The 21,570-nt window shown below is 44.7% G+C and carries 21 protein-coding genes; 8 read left to right on the plus strand and 13 right to left on the minus strand.

Annotation, left to right across the window (positions count from 1 at the left end; genetic code table 11):
* Positions 1 to 122: 122 nt before the first annotated feature.
* The 7 genes from BQ7489_RS13205 (at position 123) to BQ7489_RS13235 (ending at position 5,947) form a co-directional block, all read left to right on the plus strand.
* On the plus strand, positions 123 to 1,412 hold the full coding sequence (locus BQ7489_RS13205) for a reverse transcriptase domain-containing protein (protein WP_072531376.1): 1,290 nt from the start codon (positions 123 to 125) through the stop codon (positions 1,410 to 1,412).
* A gap of 198 nt (positions 1,413 to 1,610) precedes the next feature.
* Positions 1,611 to 1,853: a hypothetical protein gene (locus tag BQ7489_RS13210; protein WP_072530117.1), complete on the plus strand. Its 243-nt coding sequence runs from the start codon at positions 1,611 to 1,613 to the stop codon at positions 1,851 to 1,853.
* Positions 1,854 to 1,923: 70 nt separating this feature from the next.
* Complete coding sequence (locus tag BQ7489_RS13215; protein ID WP_072530116.1) at positions 1,924 to 2,562, plus strand: thymidylate synthase; 639 nt, start codon at positions 1,924 to 1,926, stop codon at positions 2,560 to 2,562.
* 98 nt (positions 2,563 to 2,660) lie between these two features.
* A complete protein-coding gene (locus BQ7489_RS13220) occupies positions 2,661 to 3,518 on the plus strand; it encodes a DNA adenine methylase (protein WP_072530115.1) in 858 nt (285 codons plus the stop codon).
* A 223-nt stretch (positions 3,519 to 3,741) separates the two neighbouring features.
* Entirely contained in the window at positions 3,742 to 4,197 is a 456-nt protein-coding gene (locus BQ7489_RS13225) for a radical SAM-associated putative lipoprotein (protein ID WP_072532194.1), read from the plus strand.
* Positions 4,194 to 5,294 (plus strand): TIGR04133 family radical SAM/SPASM protein, encoded by a 1,101-nt coding sequence (locus BQ7489_RS13230; protein WP_072531377.1) that lies wholly within the window; start codon positions 4,194 to 4,196, stop codon positions 5,292 to 5,294. The genes BQ7489_RS13225 and BQ7489_RS13230 overlap by 4 nt, the downstream gene beginning before the upstream one ends.
* 74 nt (positions 5,295 to 5,368) lie before the next feature.
* Positions 5,369 to 5,947, plus strand: coding sequence for a non-canonical purine NTP diphosphatase (locus BQ7489_RS13235; protein ID WP_072531378.1), 579 nt, complete (start codon positions 5,369 to 5,371; stop codon positions 5,945 to 5,947).
* A gap of 162 nt (positions 5,948 to 6,109) precedes the next feature.
* Here BQ7489_RS13235 and BQ7489_RS13240 read toward each other — a convergent pair whose 3' ends face one another.
* The 5 genes from BQ7489_RS13240 to polA all read right to left on the minus strand — a co-directional run bounded on the left by BQ7489_RS13240 (position 6,110) and on the right by polA (position 12,341).
* Positions 6,110 to 6,769: a chloramphenicol acetyltransferase gene (locus BQ7489_RS13240; RefSeq protein WP_072531379.1), complete on the minus strand. Its 660-nt coding sequence runs from the start codon at positions 6,767 to 6,769 to the stop codon at positions 6,110 to 6,112.
* Positions 6,766 to 7,680: a ketopantoate reductase family protein gene (locus BQ7489_RS13245; protein ID WP_072532195.1), complete on the minus strand. Its 915-nt coding sequence runs from the start codon at positions 7,678 to 7,680 to the stop codon at positions 6,766 to 6,768. Before BQ7489_RS13245 ends, BQ7489_RS13240 begins: the two co-directional genes overlap by 4 nt.
* A gap of 10 nt (positions 7,681 to 7,690) precedes the next feature.
* Entirely contained in the window at positions 7,691 to 8,794 is a 1,104-nt protein-coding gene (gene ychF / locus BQ7489_RS13250; protein ID WP_072531380.1) for a redox-regulated ATPase YchF, read from the minus strand.
* Between the two features lie 237 nt (positions 8,795 to 9,031).
* Positions 9,032 to 9,418: a DUF3836 domain-containing protein gene (locus tag BQ7489_RS13255; RefSeq protein WP_072531381.1), complete on the minus strand. Its 387-nt coding sequence runs from the start codon at positions 9,416 to 9,418 to the stop codon at positions 9,032 to 9,034.
* A gap of 151 nt (positions 9,419 to 9,569) precedes the next feature.
* Positions 9,570 to 12,341, minus strand: a complete 2,772-nt coding sequence (gene polA, locus BQ7489_RS13260) for a DNA polymerase I (protein ID WP_072531382.1) — start codon at positions 12,339 to 12,341, stop codon at positions 9,570 to 9,572.
* A 91-nt stretch (positions 12,342 to 12,432) separates the two neighbouring features.
* Here polA and BQ7489_RS13265 point away from each other — a divergent pair, with 91 nt between their 5' ends.
* The gene (locus BQ7489_RS13265; RefSeq protein WP_072531383.1) at positions 12,433 to 13,407 is read left to right on the plus strand and encodes a polyprenyl synthetase family protein; all 975 of its coding nucleotides are present in this window, start codon (positions 12,433 to 12,435) and stop codon (positions 13,405 to 13,407) included.
* A gap of 101 nt (positions 13,408 to 13,508) precedes the next feature.
* Here the strand turns inward: BQ7489_RS13265 and deoC are convergent, their stop codons facing one another.
* The 8 genes from deoC to BQ7489_RS13305 all read right to left on the minus strand — a co-directional run bounded on the left by deoC (position 13,509) and on the right by BQ7489_RS13305 (position 21,531).
* On the minus strand, positions 13,509 to 14,465 hold the full coding sequence (gene deoC, locus BQ7489_RS13270; RefSeq protein ID WP_072531384.1) for a deoxyribose-phosphate aldolase: 957 nt from the start codon (positions 14,463 to 14,465) through the stop codon (positions 13,509 to 13,511).
* 9 nt (positions 14,466 to 14,474) lie between these two features.
* On the minus strand, positions 14,475 to 14,795 hold the full coding sequence (locus BQ7489_RS13275; RefSeq protein WP_072531385.1) for a nucleotide pyrophosphohydrolase: 321 nt from the start codon (positions 14,793 to 14,795) through the stop codon (positions 14,475 to 14,477).
* A 1-nt stretch (position 14,796) separates the two neighbouring features.
* Positions 14,797 to 15,249, minus strand: a complete 453-nt coding sequence (gene dtd / locus BQ7489_RS13280; protein WP_072531386.1) for a D-aminoacyl-tRNA deacylase — start codon at positions 15,247 to 15,249, stop codon at positions 14,797 to 14,799.
* A 67-nt stretch (positions 15,250 to 15,316) separates the two neighbouring features.
* Positions 15,317 to 17,137: an excinuclease ABC subunit UvrC gene (gene uvrC, locus BQ7489_RS13285; protein WP_072531387.1), complete on the minus strand. Its 1,821-nt coding sequence runs from the start codon at positions 17,135 to 17,137 to the stop codon at positions 15,317 to 15,319.
* Positions 17,138 to 17,228: 91 nt separating this feature from the next.
* On the minus strand, positions 17,229 to 17,753 hold the full coding sequence (locus BQ7489_RS13290; protein ID WP_072531388.1) for an adenine phosphoribosyltransferase: 525 nt from the start codon (positions 17,751 to 17,753) through the stop codon (positions 17,229 to 17,231).
* A gap of 57 nt (positions 17,754 to 17,810) precedes the next feature.
* The gene (gene mnmG, locus BQ7489_RS13295; RefSeq protein WP_072531389.1) at positions 17,811 to 19,682 is read right to left on the minus strand and encodes a tRNA uridine-5-carboxymethylaminomethyl(34) synthesis enzyme MnmG; all 1,872 of its coding nucleotides are present in this window, start codon (positions 19,680 to 19,682) and stop codon (positions 17,811 to 17,813) included.
* Positions 19,683 to 19,857: 175 nt separating this feature from the next.
* Positions 19,858 to 20,289 carry an rRNA maturation RNase YbeY gene (gene ybeY / locus BQ7489_RS13300; protein WP_072531390.1) on the minus strand — a complete coding sequence of 144 codons (432 nt, stop codon included), beginning with the start codon at positions 20,287 to 20,289 and terminating at the stop codon, positions 19,858 to 19,860.
* Positions 20,290 to 20,298: 9 nt separating this feature from the next.
* Entirely contained in the window at positions 20,299 to 21,531 is a 1,233-nt protein-coding gene (locus BQ7489_RS13305; RefSeq protein ID WP_072531391.1) for a nucleoside recognition domain-containing protein, read from the minus strand.
* Positions 21,532 to 21,570 lie beyond the last annotated feature (39 nt).

The following is a 21,570-nucleotide window of genomic DNA, read 5'->3' on the forward strand; positions in this document are numbered from 1 at the left end:
GATGTGTTCCCCAGTCCAACCCATAGAGGAATGCACCTTGCCTCTTGGCAAAAAACAAATTGGGTTATGTTGTGTGGTAGGTTGATTCTCGAAGCACATAGATTTCTGAAAGCGACAATAAAATGAAGCGGTACGGACATTTGATAGAAAAGATTATAGAGGAAAGCAACCTTTTGGAGGCTTTCTCTATGGTCATGCGGGGCAAGAAGCGCAGCCGCACTGTCCGCTATTTCAAAAAGAACCGGGATAAGATCCTGGCAGACCTTGCCGATGAAATAAAGTCCGGCAAGTATGCACCGGAATGTTTCCGGGAATTTGAAGTGGTGGAAAACGGGAAGGTGCGCGAAATCCAGTCCCTGCCGTTCAAAGACCGCATCGCCCTTCACGCGATAATGGCAGTTCTATACAGGGATGTTTTAGGCGGTATGATGATTCGCGACACGTATGCCAGCTTGCCGAAACGTGGTATCCACGACGGTTTGAACAGGCTTCGAAAAGCATTAAAGGATCGTTCGAATACTGAATACTGCCTGAAACTTGACCTGAAGAAGTTCTACCATTCAGTCGACCAGGAAGTCCTTATCGGACGGCTACGTCGCAAGATAAAGGATGAAACGCTAATGCAGACCCTTATCCGTATAATCAGAAGTTATGGTCCCGGCCTGGCCATTGGCTACCATTCCAGCCAGTTGCTCGGTAACTTTTACCTCTGTCTGTTGGATCACTACATGAAAGCGGAATTGGGCGTCAAGTATTACTTCCGGTATTGTGATGATATTGTCGTTCTCGGCCCTGATAAAGCGTATCTGCATGACATTTTTGCAAAGTTGCGCAAAGTGGTGGAGGAAGAACTTCACCTTACCATCAAACAGAACTGGCAGATATTCCCGGTAGAAGCACGCGGCATTGATTTCTTGGGGTACGTTACCTGGCATGATTATGTCCTGGTACGGAAACATATCAAGCAGAAAGTTGCCCGGCGGCTACAGAAGGTGAAAAGCAAGAAACGGAAATACGTTGTGCTTGCGTCGTTTTGGGGATGGGTGAAACGCTGCAACGGGAAACACTTATTTTTTAAACTAACAAATATGAAGTCATTTAAAGATTTAGGCGTCACTTACAAACCGGCTGACGGAAAGAAACGCTTCGAAGGCAACCTTACGCCTTTGGGCAATTTGCAAAACTGTAAAGTTACTATTGTGGATTTTGAGACCGACATCAAAACAAAACAGGGTGAAGGCCGCTACGTGGTCCAATACGAGATGGATGGCCAGAAAGGCAAGTTTATTACAGCTTCGGAAGAGATGAAGAATATTCTCGACCAAATCAAAGAAATGAATGAGCTGCCATTTGAAACGGTAATCAAACGGGAAACATTCGGAGGCAATAAGACGAAGTATGTATTCTCTTAAGAAGTAACAAGCCTTTGAGGGCAAGGTGTGAAAAAGGCCCTCAGCCATTGAGTAAGTATCGACGCCAATCATATACTTATACGCAAATGCGCAAACCCGCAGAGCTGAGGGCCAAAGCCCTTTTCCACTGCGGGTTTGCGCATTTTGCGCGTATAAAATATGATTGGCACTGCAAATATACTTTAATTTTTGGAGATTATGACAATATACGAGATACTTTCTTTCAATAAAGAGCTGTTGCGCCGGCTTTCTGAGTCGGGCATACGGGTTGAAGATTACCGATATGTGGACCTTTTCCATGATTTCACGAAAATGGTAGAGGATGGAAACAAGACGACATACGCTGTTGCCGTTCTCTCTGAAAAGTATGCAATAAGTGAACGAAAGGTGTATGATGTACTCCGTCACCTCAGAACTGACTGCAAGGGGCGTTCAGTGTGATATAAGGGTATTGTTGCTCCTGTAGATAGATTTTGAAGGTATCTTTATGGTGAATCAAATCTTTAAACCCATGAACAAATATCATCAAATTCTTTGCAAGATCCTGAATGCAGGAAAGGAACAACGAAACAAAAAGGGAGTTATTCGGTATCTGTTGAATGAATGTCTTACTCTGACACCTGCCGACCTGCTCGACATCTTCGAGACGCACGGCATCGCCCGAAAGAAGCTGCGACAGGAACTTCAACTCTTCATGCAGGGAGAACGTAACGTGGAGCGTTACCGTGAAGCCGGCATCACCTGGTGGGATTATTGCGGTCAGACTCTTGTGAACAGTTATCCGACCTACTTTGAGAAACTGCCTCCTCTCATCGAAAAGATAAACCGGGAAAAGCGGACCAGCAAGAATTATGTCCTCTTCCTTGGTTCTACAGGAGCGGAAACCAACCAAGCCCCATGTCTGAGCCTTGTACAGTTCCAGATAGAAGACGGCGAACTGGTATTGTCGGCTTATCAGCGTAGCAGCGATGCCAATTTAGGCCTCCCGGCCGATATTTACCATCTCTATCTGATGGCCCGGCAAATAGACCTGCCTCTGAAATCGATTACCCTTAACCTTGGCAATGTCCATATCTATGAGAACAACCTGGAGCGTACCGGTGCCTTGCTTGCCGGTGATGAAGGGGTTCGGTTCGACCTGAATGTATAAGAAACGTTGCAAACCCTGTGCAGCATGGTTTGATTGTTTTCTTTAGACGACTGGGATAAAATGGGGAATTTTGCAATCCGTTTTAAAACCAGGAACAAATGAGAAAGCAGTATTTATCAGCCCCACTTCCGTTTGTGGGGCAAAAACGCATGTTTGCCAAAGAATTTATCAAGGTATTGAAACATTACCCGGATGATGCCGTATTCGTCGATTTGTTTGGCGGATCCGGTTTATTAGCCCATATCACGAAGTGTCAGAAGCCGGGCTCTACCGTTGTCTATAATGATTTCGACAACTACAGACGCAGATTGGAGAATATACCGCAGACCAATGCTTTGTTGGATAGGATTCGAGAGATAACCCAAATTGTACCCCGGAAGAAGGCATTGCCTAAAGAGTTGAAAGAATCTATCCTGCGTCTTATCGAGCGTGAAGAGGTAGATAACGGTTATGTGGATTACATCACGCTTTCTACCTCCCTGCTCTTTTCCATGAAGTATGCCACCAATTTGGACAGGCTGCGAAAGGAAACGTTTTATAATACCGTGCGCAAATGCAGCTACGACCTTTGCTTTGACTATCTGGACGGACTGGAGGTTGTTTCCTGTGATTATAGGGGGCTGTTCAACAAATATAAGGATATCCCGAATGTTGTATTCCTGATAGACCCGCCATATCTTTCCACTGAGGTTGGCACCTATACAATGGACTGGGGGCTTACTGATTATTTGGATGTGTTGCAGACGCTCGTAGGTACGAACTATATTTATTTCACCTCCAACAAGTCATCCATCATAGATCTATGTGAATGGATGGGCAGGAATAACACCATAGGCAACCCCTTTGCAGGCAGCGAGAAGATAGAATTTAACGCGCACATGAATTACAACTCCTCCTACACAGACATCATGCTGTTCAAGAAAGCAGATGAAACAGTACGCAAAATGGCATCTTAACCACTATGTAAAGATACGAATTTTTGCTGAATTGGCAATGGGTTTAAGGTGTTATTTTAGACTGGGGATCAAACAAAAGCGTCATTCAAATGCCATTTAAAGGTTGTTTGAGTGACGCTTGTGTTTTGATGAAAATTGAACGCTTCGTTTTGAAACCCCAGCGAAAAATAGAACGCTTCGTTTTGAAACAGTAGACCTTTCGATTTGCGGATTATAGATGGATATGAAAAGAAATTTGAGCTGGCTGAAATTTTTCAATGGCCTTTTATCATCTGTATTAGTTTTGCTGGGGTATACTTCTTGTAATTCATCGGATGGCTCGGATGAGACTCCGCTTGAATATGGCAGTCCTTATGCCAAATATGAAATTAAGGGGAAAGTGGTCGATAAGGAAAGCCAGGCTGGAGTAGAGGGTGCACGTGTCATTGTGAAGCCTCTTTTGGACTCCGAGCCGGTTTCATATTATAACGATACAGTCTATACAGACAAAGATGGCGGATATTCCTATCAGAAAGAGATGGGGGCATATAGTGATTTCCGTGTAGTATGTGAAGACCCTTCAGACACCTATAAAGCCGATTCCACACAGGTCAAGATGAGTCCTGAGGGAGGTGAAGGCTGGTATCTGGGAAGTGACAGCGAGACAGTTGATTTCGGACTGGAGAAGAAGGGCGAATGAAGACACCTGTAGAACGACTTCCCTTGCGTAAACGGCTTGCATTGGAGGTAGCCCGGCAGATACGCAAGAACCGGAAAACTTTGCATCCGCTCAGGCAGCTTTTCTGGGAATGTACGCAGCGTTGCAATGTCCGTTGCAAGCATTGCGGTAGCGACTGTAAGAGTACTACGGACATTCCTGATATGCCGGCCGAAGATTTTCTGCGTGTGATAGACAGTATCACGCCTCATGTCAATCCGCATGAGGTGAGTATAGTCATTACCGGAGGGGAACCGTTGGTCCGTGATGATCTGGAAAAGGTAGGACTGGCTCTGTATCACCGCGGTTATCCGTGGGGTATGGTAACTAACGGACTTTATCTGACGGCTTCCCGTCTGCAACGTCTGCAGGAAGCCGGACTCCATTCCATAACTGTCAGTCTGGACGGTTTTGCCGATGATCATAACTGGTTGCGAGGGCATCCTGAAAGCCATGCACGGGCGATGAATGCTATCCGTATGCTGGCCCATGAACCGGATTTGAAATGGGATGTGGTAACGTGTGTGAACCGCAGGAATTATCCTTATCTGGAGGAATTGAAGGATGCATTGTATGAAGCGGGTGTCCGTCATTGGAGGTTGTTCACCATTTTCCCGGTCGGACGTGCAGCCCGTTATCCTGATTTCCAGTTGGACGACAAGGATTTCCTGGGCCTCATGGAATTTATCAAACATACCCGTCGGGAGGGGAAAGTGATGGCTAGTTATGGCTGTGAGGGTTTTCTTGGCAGCTATGAGGCCGAAGTACGTGACGGTTTCTATGCATGTAATGCGGGGATCAGTGTCGGTTCGGTATTGGTAGACGGTTCCATATCCGCTTGTCCGAGTATCCGGGCCAATTATTCCCAGGGAAATATCTATCATGATGATTTCATGGATGTATGGGAACATCGTTTCCAGGCCTTCCGTGACCGTGCCTGGATGAAGAAGGGAACCTGTGCTTCATGCAGTTTCTTCCGTTATTGTGAAGGGAACGGGATGCATTTGCGTGACAACAATGGAGATTTGTTGTTCTGTCACCTGGAACGTCTGAAAGGGGCATCGGGCTGCAAACCGTGATTTTCAGGCCTGTAGTTTGGCCGGTAAGATTATTTCCGTATTTTTGTGGGGTTGAATACGAGTGACATTAATTTATGAGAAAATTAGTTTTTGCAACCAATAATGCCCATAAGTTGGAGGAAATCCGGGCAATTCTAGGGAATAAGGTGGAAGTCTTGAGTCTGAATGATATCAGTTGTCATGCCGATATACCGGAAACGGCCGATACACTGGAAGGTAATGCAGCATTGAAGGCCCAATATATCTATGAGCATTATGGGTTGGATTGTTTTGCCGATGATACGGGGCTGGAAGTAGAGGCATTGGGTGGAGCTCCCGGAGTGTATTCCGCGCGTTATGCAGGAGGTGAGGGACACGATTCGGAAGCCAATATGAAGAAACTGTTGAAGGAGCTTGAAGGGGGAAATGACCGTAGAGCGCAATTCCGTACCGTTATTTGCCTGATCGAAGACGGAAAGGAACATTTCTTTGAGGGCATCGTAAAAGGCGGAATAATCGAAGAAAAACGCGGTGCTTCCGGCTTTGGTTACGATCCGGTATTTGTCCCTGAAGGTTACGAAGAGACCTTTGCCGAAATGGGGGGTGAAGAGAAGAACCGTATCAGTCATCGTGCTCGTGCCGTTCGGCAGCTTTGTTCATATCTGGACAAGTGATACAAGTAAGTGTTTTTATCGTTTACGGTAGGGTGGACATACGTCTGCCGTATCATGTACGGTCGTTTGCCATACCATAGACGCCTGTTCACCATACCGTAGGCAATGTATCCAACTTGAATTATTCGCATTTCCTGTCATTGTAGATTCCGTCAGTAATAATCACCGGACTGAGATTTCTTTCAGGAACAGTTCTACTTTCTCAAAGAACAGGGCGATATGTGCTCCATCTACAAAGGCGTGACTGACTGTCAATGCTATCGGCATTACCCGTTTCCCTTCCCTTTCAATTGCTTTTCCTGCGTTCATCAGCGGATAGTCCATGGAATGTCCTACCTGGTATTGGGTATAGGTTACGGACGTGAAATATAGCTTGGGAATGGCACTTAACAAAATAACATCGAAATCTCCTTTTTCTGCAATACGTTTGTCGGTTTCATAAGGGTCTCCATCGGCTGGAATGGAGGTGATGATCCGGCGGGCCTCGTTATGGAAAGTACTGAAGTCTTTGTGATAAGGGATGCGCACCGTATAGAAGGTCTTTCCGGGAACAGCTATCGGAGTGATGACATCTACCTGGTCATGGTAAACTACATTTCCTTCCTTATCATTCCGGAAGCGGAACTCCTTGATTTCATTGGCTGCCCGCAGGATAGCATACAGATAATACAGGAAAAAGGAGCGTTCGGTTGATTTGGCCGAACTGTAGGCTTCCGTACACTCCACTTCACTGGTAATGGCAATCCATGGGTTGGCAAAGTTCTGGAAGAACCGGTAGTTGTCCTTGCGTTCCCATGTTTCTATGTCGATAATGTGTTTCATACTTTTCTGAACTTTTGGGCCACTTTATAGTAGGTGTTGAGTTTTACACCCAATTTCTCTCCCAAATCAATCATGTCAAAAAGCATCCCCTGTATTTCCGACTGATGTCCGCGTGCCAGGTCTTTCTGCATGGAAGCGGTAGAGTGGGGGTCCAGCTTGTCAATTACCTTCAGGTTGTAGGCAACCGGATCTTCGAGGTATTTTACGCCCAGTTTCCGGCCGATTGCAGCACTTTCCTGTGACAGGCCGATGAAGGTATCACGTACCTCTCCTTCGTGCTGTACTTCGCCCATAGGGACGTCGTGGTAGGCACCGGTGCAGGCCATGGCCGAAATGAACGCCCATTTGATAAAGGTATCGCGGTTTATATCGTCGGATACGTCGACTTTGATGCCACATTCACGCAGTTCTTCGGCTATGGATTCGATGCGTTCCCGGGCTATTCCCTGTTCGGGACGGGCTCCACATACCAGACGGAAGATGGTGCCCATCTGAGTAATTTCCCCTTCCCCTGAGACGAATCCTACAATGTAGATGCAGCCGTCTATGACAGTTACAGAAGGAACCATACGGCCGATACGCGGTCCGGTTCCGTAGACATTCAGGATGGGGATGACCAGCGTGTCGGGGGTTGAGGCCTTTTCCAATACATCTTTGATGGAATCGATGGAATATCCTTTTACGCAGACAAAAATGACATCGGCCTTACCTTCGAATTCTTCGGAAGTAAAGGCCTTGACGGGCAGATAGTGGTCGCCTTTCAAGTCGGATTTCAGATGAAGTCCGTTGCGGCGTATGGCTTCGAGGTGTTTTCCACGGGCAATGCAGGTGACATCCTTACCTGCCAATGCCAAGAAACCGGCGATGCTACCTCCCACACCGCCGGTTCCTATAATCAGGTATTTTCTCATTGTACAATGGTTATACATTGAAACGGAAATGCATGATATCTCCGTCTTCTACTATGTAGTCTTTTCCTTCTACGTTCAGTTTACCGGCTTCGCGTACGGCGGCTTCCGAACCGTATTTGATAAAGTCATCGTATTTGATGACTTCCGCACGGATGAAACCTTTTTCAAAGTCGGTATGGATGACACCTGCACACTGGGGAGCTTTCCATCCTTTGTGGAAAGTCCATGCGCGGACTTCCATCTTTCCGGCGGTGAAGAACGTCTCCAGGTTCAGCAGTCTGTAGGCCGAACGGATCAGACGGCTTACACCCGATTCCTCCAGACCGATTTCCTGCAGGAACATCTGGCGGTCTTCGTAAGTCTCCAGCTCGGCGATGTCGGCTTCGGTCTTGGCGGCGACAATCAGGATTTCAGCTCCTTCTTCCTTTACGGCTTCACGCACCTGTTCTACATACTTGTTGCCGGTTACGGCACTTGCCTCGTCTACGTTACATACATACATGACCGGTTTTGATGTCAGCAGGAAGAGATCATGAGCGATTTTCTGTTCGTCCTTGCTCTCGAACTGTACAGTACGGGCCGATTTCCCTTGTTCCAGCGCTTCCTTGTATCTTACCAGAACTTCGTAAGTCTGTTTTGCTACCTTGTCGCCACCAGTCTGAGCCTGTTTCTGTACACGTTGGATACGGCTTTCAATTGTTTCTAGGTCTTTCAGCTGCAACTCCGTATCGATAATTTCCTTGTCGCGTACAGGATCGACGCTTCCGTCTACATGTGTGACATTTTCATCGTCAAAACAGCGGAGTACATGCAGGATTGCATCGGTTTCCCGGATGTTGGCAAGGAACTTGTTTCCCAGTCCTTCACCTTTGCTGGCACCCTTTACCAGTCCGGCGATATCTACGATCTCTACGGTGGTAGGGACGATCCTTCCCGGATCAACCAGTTCAGCCAGCTTGTTCAGGCGGTCGTCCGGTACAGTGATTACACCCACATTGGGTTCGATTGTACAGAATGGGAAGTTGGCTGCCTGAGCCTTTGCGTTCGATAAGCAATTGAAAAGAGTCGATTTGCCCACATTCGGCAGACCGACAATACCACATTGTAATGCCATAACTATATTTAGTTTCTAATTTATTCTGTTGATAATCATGTAAGAGTGCTGCAAAGGTACTGATTTTTTTGGTATCTCACTTATTTTAGGAAGTGGAAATACAGATGACAGAGACATATAAGGATTGTTGTAGTATTATTCATAGAGGTAAAATAAAAAGGAACAAGTGGATTCGTCGCGAACTACTTGTTCCTTTTTTATAAGAGAGTTTATGAAAATGTTATTTTGCTTGTTGTTTTATTTCTGCATGGTAATGGTTCTGTTAGGTAACAGAATGAAATCATTTTTCTTATTGTTCCATTCATAATATTCTACGGTAACGTCTGAATCATTATAATGGTATTTAATGCACATGTGGTTTTGCCAGTCATTTTCACTGCTGTCCCATTTCTGCATTACATTTTCTGTAAGTTGGTTATTATCATCATATTTATAGTTGTATTTCTCATAATTAGTGAGTAATCCTCCATCCATTTTATATACTGTTTCCGAAACTTTTACTCCATCAATTTCTTCTGCGTTATAGATCAGGTTGTTTTCAGGACGATTTGCGAAAACTGTTACATTAGCGATAAATACAAGTGCAATAACTAATAAGGCTTTCAAGGAATTAATTGTTTTCATATTTTTAAATTTTAGGTTTGACTTTCATTTTGTCTTATTTGACACTACAAAAATAGTTATTATTTTGATATGGTCAATGAATTTCTGCAATAAAAATGCAGAATATTAGCAAAATGTCACAATTTAAAAATATTTTAACAATTGGTAATTATCAGTGTGCTTCCAGCCAATTTTTCCCCCATCCGCAGTCGGCAAGTAAAGGTGCTTTCATTTTGTAAGCAGATTCCATTTCTGATATTACAATTTGTTGTACTTTTTCTTTTTCCTCTGGCAAAACGCTGAAATTCAGTTCGTCGTGTACTTGGAGTATCATTTTCGATTTGATATTTTCTTCTTTAAAGCGCCGGTAAATGTTGATCATGGCTACTTTGATGATATCGGCCGCACTTCCCTGTATCGGAGCGTTGATTGCGTTCCGTTCGGCATATCCCCGTACTACGGCATTCCGTGAATTGATATCGGGCAGATAGCGTTTCCGCTTGAATATGGTTTCAATATATCCCTTTTCGCGTGCTATCTGGATACTGTGGTCCATATATTCCTTGACTTTCGGGTAGTTTTCGAAATAGCCGTCAATAAGTTCTTTCGCTTCTTTGCGGTCTACGTTCAACCGTTCTGCCAGTCCGAATACAGAAATGCCGTAGATAATGCCGAAATTAGCCGTTTTTGCCTTGCTCCGTTGTTCCCGGGTTACATCTTCCAGCTTTTCCTTATATATTTTAGCTGCTGTAGCGGCATGGATGTCCTGTCCTTTTTGGAAAGCTTCTATCATATGGGGGTCTCCGCTCAGATGTGCCATGATACGCAGCTCGATTTGTGAATAGTCGGCCGAAAAGAATTCGCATCCGTCGTCTGGAATGAAAGCTTTCCGGATTTCTTTTCCGTCCTCATTGCGTACCGGAATATTCTGGAGGTTAGGATTGCTTGAACTGAGCCTTCCGGTGGCGGTTACAGTCTGGTTGAATGAAGTGTGTATCTTACCTGTATGCGGGTTGATCAGTTGGGGAAGGGTATCTATATAGGTGCCTAGCAGCTTTTTCAATCCGCGGTGCTCCAGAATCTTTCCTACGATTTCGTGTTTGCCTTTCAGACTCTCAAGTACTTCCTCGGATGTTACGTACTGGCCTGTTTTTGTCTTTTTGGCTTTTTCAACGATTTTCAGGCGGTCGAACAGAACTTCACCTACCTGTTTGGGAGAAGCGATGTTGAACTCCATACCGGCCAATTGGTGTACTTCTTCTTCTATCTGGTGCATACGTGCCGTAAAATGCCGGGAAGTCTCTTTCAGGGCTTCGGTGTCGATGCGTACTCCATTACGTTCCATATAAGCCAATACCGGGACCAATGGCATTTCAATGGTATAGAACAGTTGCTCTACTCCGTTTTCTACCAGTTCCTTTTCCAGGATATTTTTCAATTTCAATGTTACGTCGGCATCTTCACATGCATATTTGTAGACTTGGGTAGGGGAGAGGTCACGCATGTTCTTCTGGCCTTTTCCTTTCGGGCCGATCAGTTCTTCAATCTTGATGGTGTCGTATTTCAGGTAGATTTCCGCCAGGTAGTCCATCCCGTGCCTGAGTTCGGGTTGGAGTACGTAATGGGCAATCATGGTATCGAACATGGGGCCGCTTACCGTAATTCCATAGTTCCCCAAAACAAGCATGTCGTATTTGATATTTTGTCCCACTTTCAGCGTTTCTTCATTTTCGAGTAAGGATTTGAATTTATTAACTATTTTTAAAGCTTGGTCCCGATCGGCAGGGACAGGTACATAAACTGCCTGGTTTTCGGCATAGCTGAAGCTCATTCCTACCAGTTGTGCACTGATTGGATCGGTTCCAGTTGTCTCCGTATCTAGACTAAAAATCTTCTTTGTAAGTATATTTTGTAAAAAAACATCTATTTTCTCTTCTGTATCAAGTAGTTGGTAATCATATTTGAGGTCATCAAGCCTCATGAGATTTGAATTTTTGGTTTCTTCTGCATTCCCGGCCGCAAATAAGTCAAAGAGATTGCCTTGTGTCGGGGTTGGAGAAGCAACTGTTTTCTTTTCATTCTTCAGTACCCGGTCCAACAGTGTCCGGAATTCCAGTTCTTCAAATATTTTGCGTAGTTCCTCTTCATCGGGCTCTTCCCGTTTGAGTTCTTCCATATTGAGGTTGATGGGAACATCTGTCTTGATGGTTGCCAGGAATTTTGAAAAACTGATCTGTTCTTTGTTGGTCTCTACTTTTGTCTTGATGGAACCTTTCAGCTTGTCTGTATTCGATAACAGGTTTTCGATGCTTCCAAATTCGGCTATCAGTTTTTGTGCTGTCTTTTCGCCCACTCCCGGACAGCCTGGAATATTGTCGGCTGTGTCGCCCATCAGTCCGAGCATGTCAATGACCTGGGCGGGGGATTCAATATTGAATTTTTCTTTCACTTCTTTGACTCCCATCACTTCGAATTCCTTGTCGCCGTATTTAGGCCGATACATGAATACATGGTCCGATACCAGCTGGCCGTAGTCTTTGTCTGGAGTCATCATATAGGTAGTAATGCCACGTTTTCCGGCTTCGGTTGCCAATGTGCCGATTACGTCGTCGGCTTCATACCCCATGACTTCCAGTATCGGAATGCGGTAAGCACGGATGATATCTTTGATAATAGGAACGGAGAGACGGATAGCTTCCGGTGTTTCTTCACGTTGTGCCTTGTATTGTTCGTATGCTTCATGACGGAATGTCGGTCCGGCAGGATCGAATGCAATCCCTATGTGGGTAGGATTCTCCTTTTTCAATACGTCTTCCAGTGTATTGACAAATCCCATGATGGCTGAAGTGTTGAAGCCTTTTGAATTGATCCGTGGATTTTTGATGAAGGCATAATAAGCGCGATAGATTAATGCATATGCATCGAGTAGAAAGAGTTTCTCCATTCGTGTAAAAATATTAAGTTTTGTACGTAAAAGTACAAAAAAATACCATATTAGCTGTTTTATTATTAATTTTGTCCTCAAATTAATCTCCATGGACAAGATAGCTTTAATTAAGGAACCGATAAAGAGGGAATTGAGTGATTTTAAAGAACTTTTCGATCATTCTCTTCAGAGTGATATACCCTTATTGAGAGATGTTTTAGAATACGTGAGGCAACGCAACGGTAAAATGATGCGTCCTATTCTTGTCCTGCTGATGGCCAAACTCTATGGAGGTGTAAATGATGCTACGCTCCATGCTGCCATTTCTTTGGAACTGCTCCATACGGCCAGTCTGATTCATGATGACGTGGTAGATGAGAGCGACAAACGTCGTGGCCAGTCGTCAGTCAACGCTTTATATAACAACAAGGTTTCGGTTCTGGTCGGTGATTTTATGCTGGCTACCAGTCTGGCTCATGCCGCTATCACCAATGAAATAGAATTGGTCGGAATCGTTTCACATTTGGGGCAGAAACTTTCGGAGGGAGAGATTATCCAGTTGGTAAATACGTCGAACAAAGATTTCTCGGAAAACGTGTATTTTGATGTAATCCGTAAAAAGACTGCTGCATTGTTTGCTGCGAGTGCCGAGAGTGGGGCACTTTCGGCCGGTGCGTCAGAAGATAATGTCCGGAAGGCAGCCTTGTTCGGGGAGATGATCGGCATTGCTTTTCAGATAAAGGACGATATTTTTGATTATTTTGAGAATCCGGAGCTCGGTAAGCCGACAGGAAATGATATGGTGGAAGGTAAGCTTACGCTGCCCGCCTTGTATGTCCTGAACCATACGGCAGGTGAGAAGGAGAGGGATCTGGCTTTGCGGATCCGTTCCATGAAAGCAACTAAGGAAGAGATTGCTGGATTTGTGGAATATGTCAAGGATGAAGGTGGAATAGAATATGCGGAGAAAGTCATGTGGGATTATCGCAATAAAGCGCTTGATCTGCTTCCGGAAACAACCGGAACTTCCCTGAAAGAAGCATTTGCTGCCTACATTGATTATGTGATAGAACGTAATAAATAAGAACTTTGGTTTGACTTGAATAAGAAAGTCCCGCTGTATCCGGATGGATCAGTGGGACTTTTACTTAGTTGCTTTTTTATTATTCGAGAGAAAAGTATGTCTTAGAAGAATTTGGTTTCCTGACCCAGAATGTCAGATAGTAACAGGTTGGCCAAACGACTGGTTCCTAGACGGAACAGTTTATTATTCAACCATTCCTTGCCTAATATTTCCTTTACGATTGTATAATAGATTAATGCGTCCTGTACGGTATTGAGACCTCCAGCCGGTTTGAAACCCACTTTACGGCCTGTTTCAAGGAAATACTCCTTGATGGCCTGGCACATCACATAGGCTGCTTCCGGAGTGGCGGCTGGTTTTTCTTTTCCTGTAGAAGTTTTGATGAAGTTGGCGCCAGAATACATGGCGAGGATAGAAGCTTTCTTGATGTTGCTGGCGCTTTCCAATGCACCGGTTTCCAGAATTACTTTCAGATGCTTGTCGCCGCATACGTCTTTCAGTTCCTGAATTTCGTCGCACATGCCTTCATAGTCGTTTGTCAGGAATTTACCGACAGAGATGACGATATCTATTTCATCAGCTCCCGCATGAAGTGCCATGGCAGTTTCGGCCACTTTAATTTCGGTGAAAGTTTGTGATGAAGGGAAGCCGCCGGATACACAGGCTATGTTTACGCCATCCGCTTCCAGTGTATCATTTACAATTTCGGCCATGTTCGGATATACGCAGATGGCCGCCACATTTTCCAGATCAGGATATTTATCGACGAAATCATTGACGTGCTGGGTAAATTTCATGACGCTCAGCTCGCTGTCTGTACATTTCAGTGTAGTCAGGTCAATGCAGTGGAGCAGGAATTTTTTGACTTCCTGGGTATCGTTTTCCTTTACGTACTTTTCGATGATGTGGGCTGTTTTGGCAGCTACTTCATCATCTTTCAGATCTGTGTTGTACTTGCTGAGTGCAACATGGTATTTGTCTGGCTGATGTAAATTTTCAGGATCGAGATTCTGGTCCTCGATACCGAATCCACTTTCAAGATCTTGATTATACTTCATATTCTTCGTTTATAATTTGGGGTTGTTTTTATGTCTGTCTTTGTCACGTCTTGTCTTTTTCTCCAGATTCTTGTGAAAAGCTTCGGTCAGGTCGACACCTGTCTGGTTGGCCAGGCAGATCAGCACCCATAAGACATCGGCCATCTCATCTCCTAAATCTGTATTTTCACCGGCCTTGAACGACTGGTCTCCATATTTGCGGGCCATGATTTTAGCCAGTTCGCCTACTTCTTCGGTCAAGACTGCCATATTGGTCAGTTCACTGAAATAGCGTACTCCATATTCCTTTATCCATTGGTCCACTGTTTTCTGTGCTTCTTCCAGTGTCATGTCATTCTTTGTTTTTGGTATCGATACAAATGGTGACCGGGCCGTTGTTCAGCAGCTCCACTTTCATGTCGGCTCCGAATTCACCTGTTCCTACTTCTTTACCTAGCCCTATACTTAATTCGTTGCAGAAATATTCATAGAGCGGTATTGCCGTTTCATGGCAGGCTGCCCGTATATACGACGGGCGGTTGCCTTTCTTGGTAGAGGCCATTAGCGTGAACTGGCTGATTACAAGGATTTCGCCTCCTACATTGAGGATAGACTTGTTCATTACTCCATTTTCATCATCGAAGACCCGTAATCCGATTATCTTTTTGCAAAGCCAGTCGGCGTCTTCTTTTGTATCGGCTTCTTCTATTCCCACTAAAACCATGAATCCTTCTTTGATGGCCGATTTGCATACTCCGTTAATGGTAACCGAAGCATGGCTTACACGCTGAATAACTACTCTCATTTTAGCACTACTTTGTACAAAGGTAGAAAATAAATTTATATTATCCGTTTGTTTTACAATAAATTAATTATTCATTATCTCCTAAGGCTTCTTTTACGCTTTTTGCAGCGCTTTCTCCGATTACTTTGGCCAGCTCTTCAAAACTGGCTTTCTTTATCCGGGCAACACTTTTGAATTCTTTGAGAAGGGCTGTTTTCCGTTTTTCTCCGATACCTTTTATGTTGTCGAGTGCGGAAGCTATCTGGCTTTTACTCCGCTTGTCGCGGTGGAATGTGATGGCAAAGCGATGGACTTCATCCTGAATGTTTTCAAGCAGATGGAATAGGGGAGTTCCCTGTTTGATTCCGATTGTTACCGGAGGAAATCCAAAAAGGACTTCGGATGTGCGGTGACGGTTGTCTTTGGCAAGTCCGGCTATGGGAATATCCAGTTTCAACTCATCTTCTATAACCTGTCTTACAACTTCCATCTGCCCTTTTCCTCCATCGGTCAGGATCAGATCCGGTAATTCTCCTTGTTCTTCCAATATCCGTGTATAACGACGACGTACAACCTCCTGCATGGAAGCGTAATCGTCGGGCCCTACTACAGTCTTGATGATGTATTTCCGGTAATCCTTCTTGCTTGGACGTGCTTTCTTGAATACTACGCACGCGGCTACGGCATCGCTCCCTTGTATATTTGAATTATCGAAACATTCGATGTGGACAGGCATTTTCTTCATATGTAGCTGCTCCTGTATTTCTTTCATGAGTCGCACGCTTCTTTGTTCCGGGTTGAGCTTCTCGGCTTGCTTCAACCGGTCTACCTTGTATTGCTTTACATTCAGGATGGACAGTTCCAACAGATGTTTCTTGTCTCCTCGTTGAGGGATTGTAAAGGTAACTCCATTCAGTTCCATATCAAGCTCGAAGGGTACTATTATTTCTTTCGAGAGACTTTTGTACCGTTCGCGCATTTCGATAATTCCCAGCTGCAGTAATTCTTCTTTTGTTTCATTCAACCGTTTTTTATATTCAAAAGTGAAGGCCTGGTTGATACATCCGTTAGTGATATGAAGATAATTGATGTAGGCCGAATTATCGTCTGTTTCAATGGAGAATACATCAATATTGTGGAGGATAGAGCTTACAACTTCACTTTTTGAACGGTAACCTTCAATCAGATCGTACTTCTCTTTTATTTTCTGCGCTTCTTCAAACTTCAGCTCTTCTGCCAGATGCATCATCTCATCCCGGAGCATATCACTGATGGTTTGTGTATTCCCTTTTAATATTTCTTTTATCTCTGCAATATTCTTCATGTATTCATCGTGACTTTGCAGTCCGATGCATGGTCCTTTGCAGTTTTTAATATGGTATTCAAGGCAGACGTTGAATTTTCCGTTATGTATGTTTTCTGGAGTCAGGGCCAGGTGGCAGGTACGTAGAGGATAGAGCCGTTTAATCAGGTCGAGCACTGCCTGCATACTCGGAATATGGCTATAAGGGCCGAAATAGGTAGATCCGTTCCGTATGATTTTCCTGGTTTTGAAAATCCGGGGGAAATACTCGTTGCTTACACAGATGGAAGGATAGCTTTTATCGTCTTTCAGCAGAACATTGTACCTGGGTTTGTATTTCTTAATAAGATTATTTTCCAAGAGAAGGGCGTCTTCTTCGGTGTTGACAACTATGTATCGTATGTCGGCAATCTTGCTTACCAGAATGCGTGTTTTGGCCGATTCATGTTCTTTAGAGAAATAGGAATATACCCGTCGTTTCAGGTTCTTGGCTTTTCCTACATAGATGATGGTCCCTTCCTTGTTCAGGTATTGGTAGATACCAGGCCCTGTGGGCAGGTTTAAAACGATACCTCTTAGATATTCATTGGTGTTGAGCTCTTCCATGATATGTAAGTTCTATGGTTCGAATATAAAAGCGGATTGTGCAGACGTTTGCCTGTGCCAATCCGCTTCCGGTAACTTGTACGGAATACCGTTACAGTTGTAATAATGTCTCTACTTCTACGTCGTTGGTAAACGCTTTTCTTCCATTCAGGTCTTTTAGCTCGATGACAAAGTTTACATAGGCCTTTTTAGCACCGCTCTTTTTTACAAGCCGGTAGGTTGCTGCCATAGTACCTCCTGTAGCCAGCAGGTCATCATGTAAGAGTACTACGTCGTTTTCATTGATGGCATCCTTATGGATCTGGATCGTATCTGTCCCGTATTCTTTCGCATAGGTCTCTTCAATTACTTCGGCCGGTAATTTCCCAGGCTTGCGGGCCATGATAAAGCCAGCGCCTAATCGTGCAGCCAAAGCTCCTCCTAGAATGAAACCTCTCGATTCTATTCCTACCACCTTGGTTATGCCTTTGTCTTTGTACATTTCATAGAGCTCGTCTATCATTCCTTGCAGGCATTCTGTGTTTTTGAAGAGAGTGGTCACGTCATAAAACAGAATTCCCGGGATCGGGAAATCTGGAATCTCCCGTAAGTTCTTCTTTAATGTTTCTTTATTCATATCCAGTTATTTATATATATTCTTTAAACTACTTGTTTCACGTGAAACATACTTGGTTTAACGCCCTAGGAGAACTAGCAGCACATTAACGTCGCTGGGCGAAACTCCTGGGATACGGCTTGCCTGTGCCAGCGTTTCCGGATCTATCTTGATCAGTTTCTGCCGGGCTTCGGTTGATAAGGAATTGAGGCTGGCGTAATCAAATTTTCCTTTGATCCGTATACTTTCCAGACGATGGATCTTGTCGGCTATCATACGTTCCCGGTCAATATATCCTTGGTATTTGATCAGGACCTCGGCCGCTTCGATGATTTCATCTTTCCGGTCTTCAATTTCATTGAGGATGGATTGGAATGCGGGGATATGTTCTGCTATGTTCCCGATGCTGATTTGCGGACGGCTTAACAGATCTATCAGCTTGCAGCCATGTGAGAGCCGTGCTGTTCCTAACTCTTCCAAGGTATCGTTTATCTTATCGGCCTTGATGGAGTAGGATTTGGTGAATTCAATGATCCGCCCGATCATTTCACGTTTCTTACAGAGTAGATCATATCGGTCTTGTTTGGCCAATCCTAGTTTATAGGCACGTTCGGTAAGACGCATGTCGGCATCATCTTGCCGGAGCAGGATTCTGTATTCAGCACGGGAAGTGAACATACGGTATGGCTCATCGACGCCTTTTGTTACCAGGTCATCGATCAATACGCCTATGTATGCTTCGTCGCGGCCTAGAATAAATGGCTCTCCTCCATGGCAGTTGATGTGTGCGTTGATTCCGGCAATGATACCTTGTCCGCCTGCTTCTTCATAGCCGGTTGTCCCGTTTACTTGTCCTGCAAAGAACAAGTTCTCTATTATTTTCGATTCCAGGGTATGTTTTAATTGAGTAGGGTCGAAATAGTCGTATTCAATGGCATATCCAGGACGATATACCACCAGATTCCGGAAACAAGGGATTCTTTTCAGTGCCTCTAATTGGATTTCCATAGGCAATGAAGATGAGAAACCGTTAAGGTAAAGTTCACGGGTCGTTTCTCCTTCTGGTTCCAAAAACAACTGGTGCTGGGGCTTGTCGGGGAATGTTACAATTTTAGTCTCTATGCTGGGGCAATATCTTGGCCCGATACTTTTTATCTGTCCGTTGAACAACGGTGAATCGGCCAGTCCGCTACGCAGTACTTCATGTACTTCTTCATTAGTATAGCAAGTCCAGCATTGCAATTGCTTCAGTTTCCGGGGCTCACTGGTAAATGAGAAACGATGGAAATCGTTTTCTCCGTCCTGTGTGTCCATCAGACTGAAATCTACGCTGCGTGCGTCAATACGGACCGGAGTTCCTGTCTTCATCCGGCCAGCTGTGATTCCATGGCGTGTGATGGATTCTGTAAGATGATAGGATGCAGGTTCAGCACAGCGGCCGCCTGGTAACATTTTATGTCCGATGTGCATGAGTCCGTTCAGGAATGTACCAGCGGTCAAGATTACGCATTTTGCATGAAAGGTGACTCCCCAGCATGTGAGTACACCGGTTACTTTTCCGTTTTCAACCAATAATTCTTCGACTGTATCTTGCCAGATATGTAAGTTGGGGATATTTTCCAGAACCTCACGCCAGGCCCAGATGAATTTACCTCGGTCGCATTGGGCGCGCGGGCTCCACATGGCCGGGCCTTTCGACCGGTTCAGCATACGGAATTGGATGGCGGTCTTATCGGTCACCATTCCCATATATCCTCCGAGGGCATCAATCTCTCTTACAATCTGTCCCTTGGCTATTCCACCTACAGCAGGGTTACAGCTCATCTGTCCGATCTTGTTCATATCCATTGTAATCAGGCAGGTTTTGGAACCGAGATTGGCTGCTGCCGCTGCCGCTTCACAGCCGGCATGTCCGGCACCGATAACAATAACGTCGTACTTGAATTCCATGAATCTTCAAATTATATTTCTGTTGCAAAAATACGAAAAATAAGTGGGTTAGCTTGTTTCGGCTAAAAAAAAGAGTTGGGGAGACGATTATGGAACTGGATATTGTTCCTGCAAAATCAGGGAAAGAATCTGCCTGATTTTGCAGGAATTGTAGTGAGGGATAAAGATGAAAGGATTACTTTTGTTGTTGGATATCTTTTAGCATTGCCAATGCTTTGTCTTCGGCTGCTTCCATGATTTCGCGCTCTCCCGGCCCTTTGTCATTGATGCCACATAAATGAAGGATTCCGTGGATGATGACACGGTGAAGCTCTGTGTCGTATGGAGCGTTGAACTGTTCGGCATTGGTACGGACAGTATCCAGACTGATGAACAGATCACCTGAGATACGGTTGCCTTCACAATAGTCGAAAGTAATGATGTCTGTATAATAGTCATGTTGGAGATACTGCCGGTTTACTTCTATAATCTTGTCGTCTGAACAGAAAATATAAGCAATTTCGCCGACTTTCTTCCCGTAAGTAGCTGCGACTGCTTTAATCCAGTCTGTCGTTTCACGTTTCTTGATAGCGGGCATTTCAACCCCTTCGGTCTGATAGGTAATCATATATCTGTATCAATTAAAGAATAAGTAACAAATCAAGATTGCGGCTATAATCCCGGCCAGATCAGCCAGCAGTCCGCAAGGGACGGCATGGCGGGTCTTGACTACTCCGACACTGCCGAAGTAGACTGCCAGAATATAGAATGTGGTATCGGTAGAGCCTTGGAAGATACAAGCCAGACGGCCTACGAACGAATCGGCTCCATAAGTATTCATGGCATCGACCATCAGTCCCCGTGCCCCGCTTCCGCTTAGCGGTTTCATGAGGGCGGTAGGTAGTGCTCCTACAAAATCGGTATCGGCACCGCACCATTCTACGCATTGGGATATTCCTTGTATCAGGTAGTCCATGCATCCCGATGCCCGGAATACTCCGATGGCCACCAATATGGCTACCAGATAGGGGATGATGCGTACTGCGGTAGTAAAACCTTCTTTGGCACCTTCCACAAATGAATCGTATACATTGATTTTTTTGCGTATCCCTGCCAGAATGAAAGAAACAATGACCAGAAACAGGAATACATTGGCAGTAGTTGTGGAGTAGACATTTATCTCTTCACGTCCCATTATACTGAACAAATAGATGATACTTCCGATTAGGATACTGACTCCACCAAGAAAAAGCAGGATAGTACGGTTCAAAAGATTGATCCGTTGATAAAGGCTTACTGCGATGATGCCTGCCAGTGTAGAGAAGAAGGTGGCCAGAAGAATAGGGACGAAAACATCTGTGGGTTGTGCGGCTCCCATCTGTGCACGGTAAACCATGATACTGATGGGTATGATTGTAAGTCCCGATGTGTTCAATACCAGAAACATAATCATCGGATTGCTGGCTGTATCTTTTTGGGGGTTGAGTTCCTGCAGACCTTCCATCGCTTTCAATCCGAGAGGGGTGGCGGCGTTGTCAAGTCCGAGCATGTTTGCTGCCAGGTTCATGAAGATACTTCCTGTGACCGGATGTCCTTTGGGAATTTCTGGAAAAAGTTTGCAAAATAAGGGACTTAATACTTTTGAGAAAAGATTGATTACACCACCTTGCTCTCCGATACGCATAATACCCATCCAAAGTGAAAGTACACCGGTCAGTCCCAAAGATATTTCGAAGGCTGTTTTGGATGATGAAAAGGTTGAATTGATAATTGCCGGGAAAACTTCGGTGTCTCCGTAGAAGAGCAGCCGTATTGCCGCAACGACAAACGCTGTCAGGAAAAATGCAATCCAGATATAATTTAAAACCATTCCTTGTCTTTTATTTTTTGAAGTTATTGCAAACAGGAG

Origin of the sequence: Bacteroides ilei, assembly GCF_900128495.1 — a bacterium.
GTDB classification, from domain to species: Bacteria; Bacteroidota; Bacteroidia; order Bacteroidales; family Bacteroidaceae; genus Phocaeicola; species Phocaeicola ilei.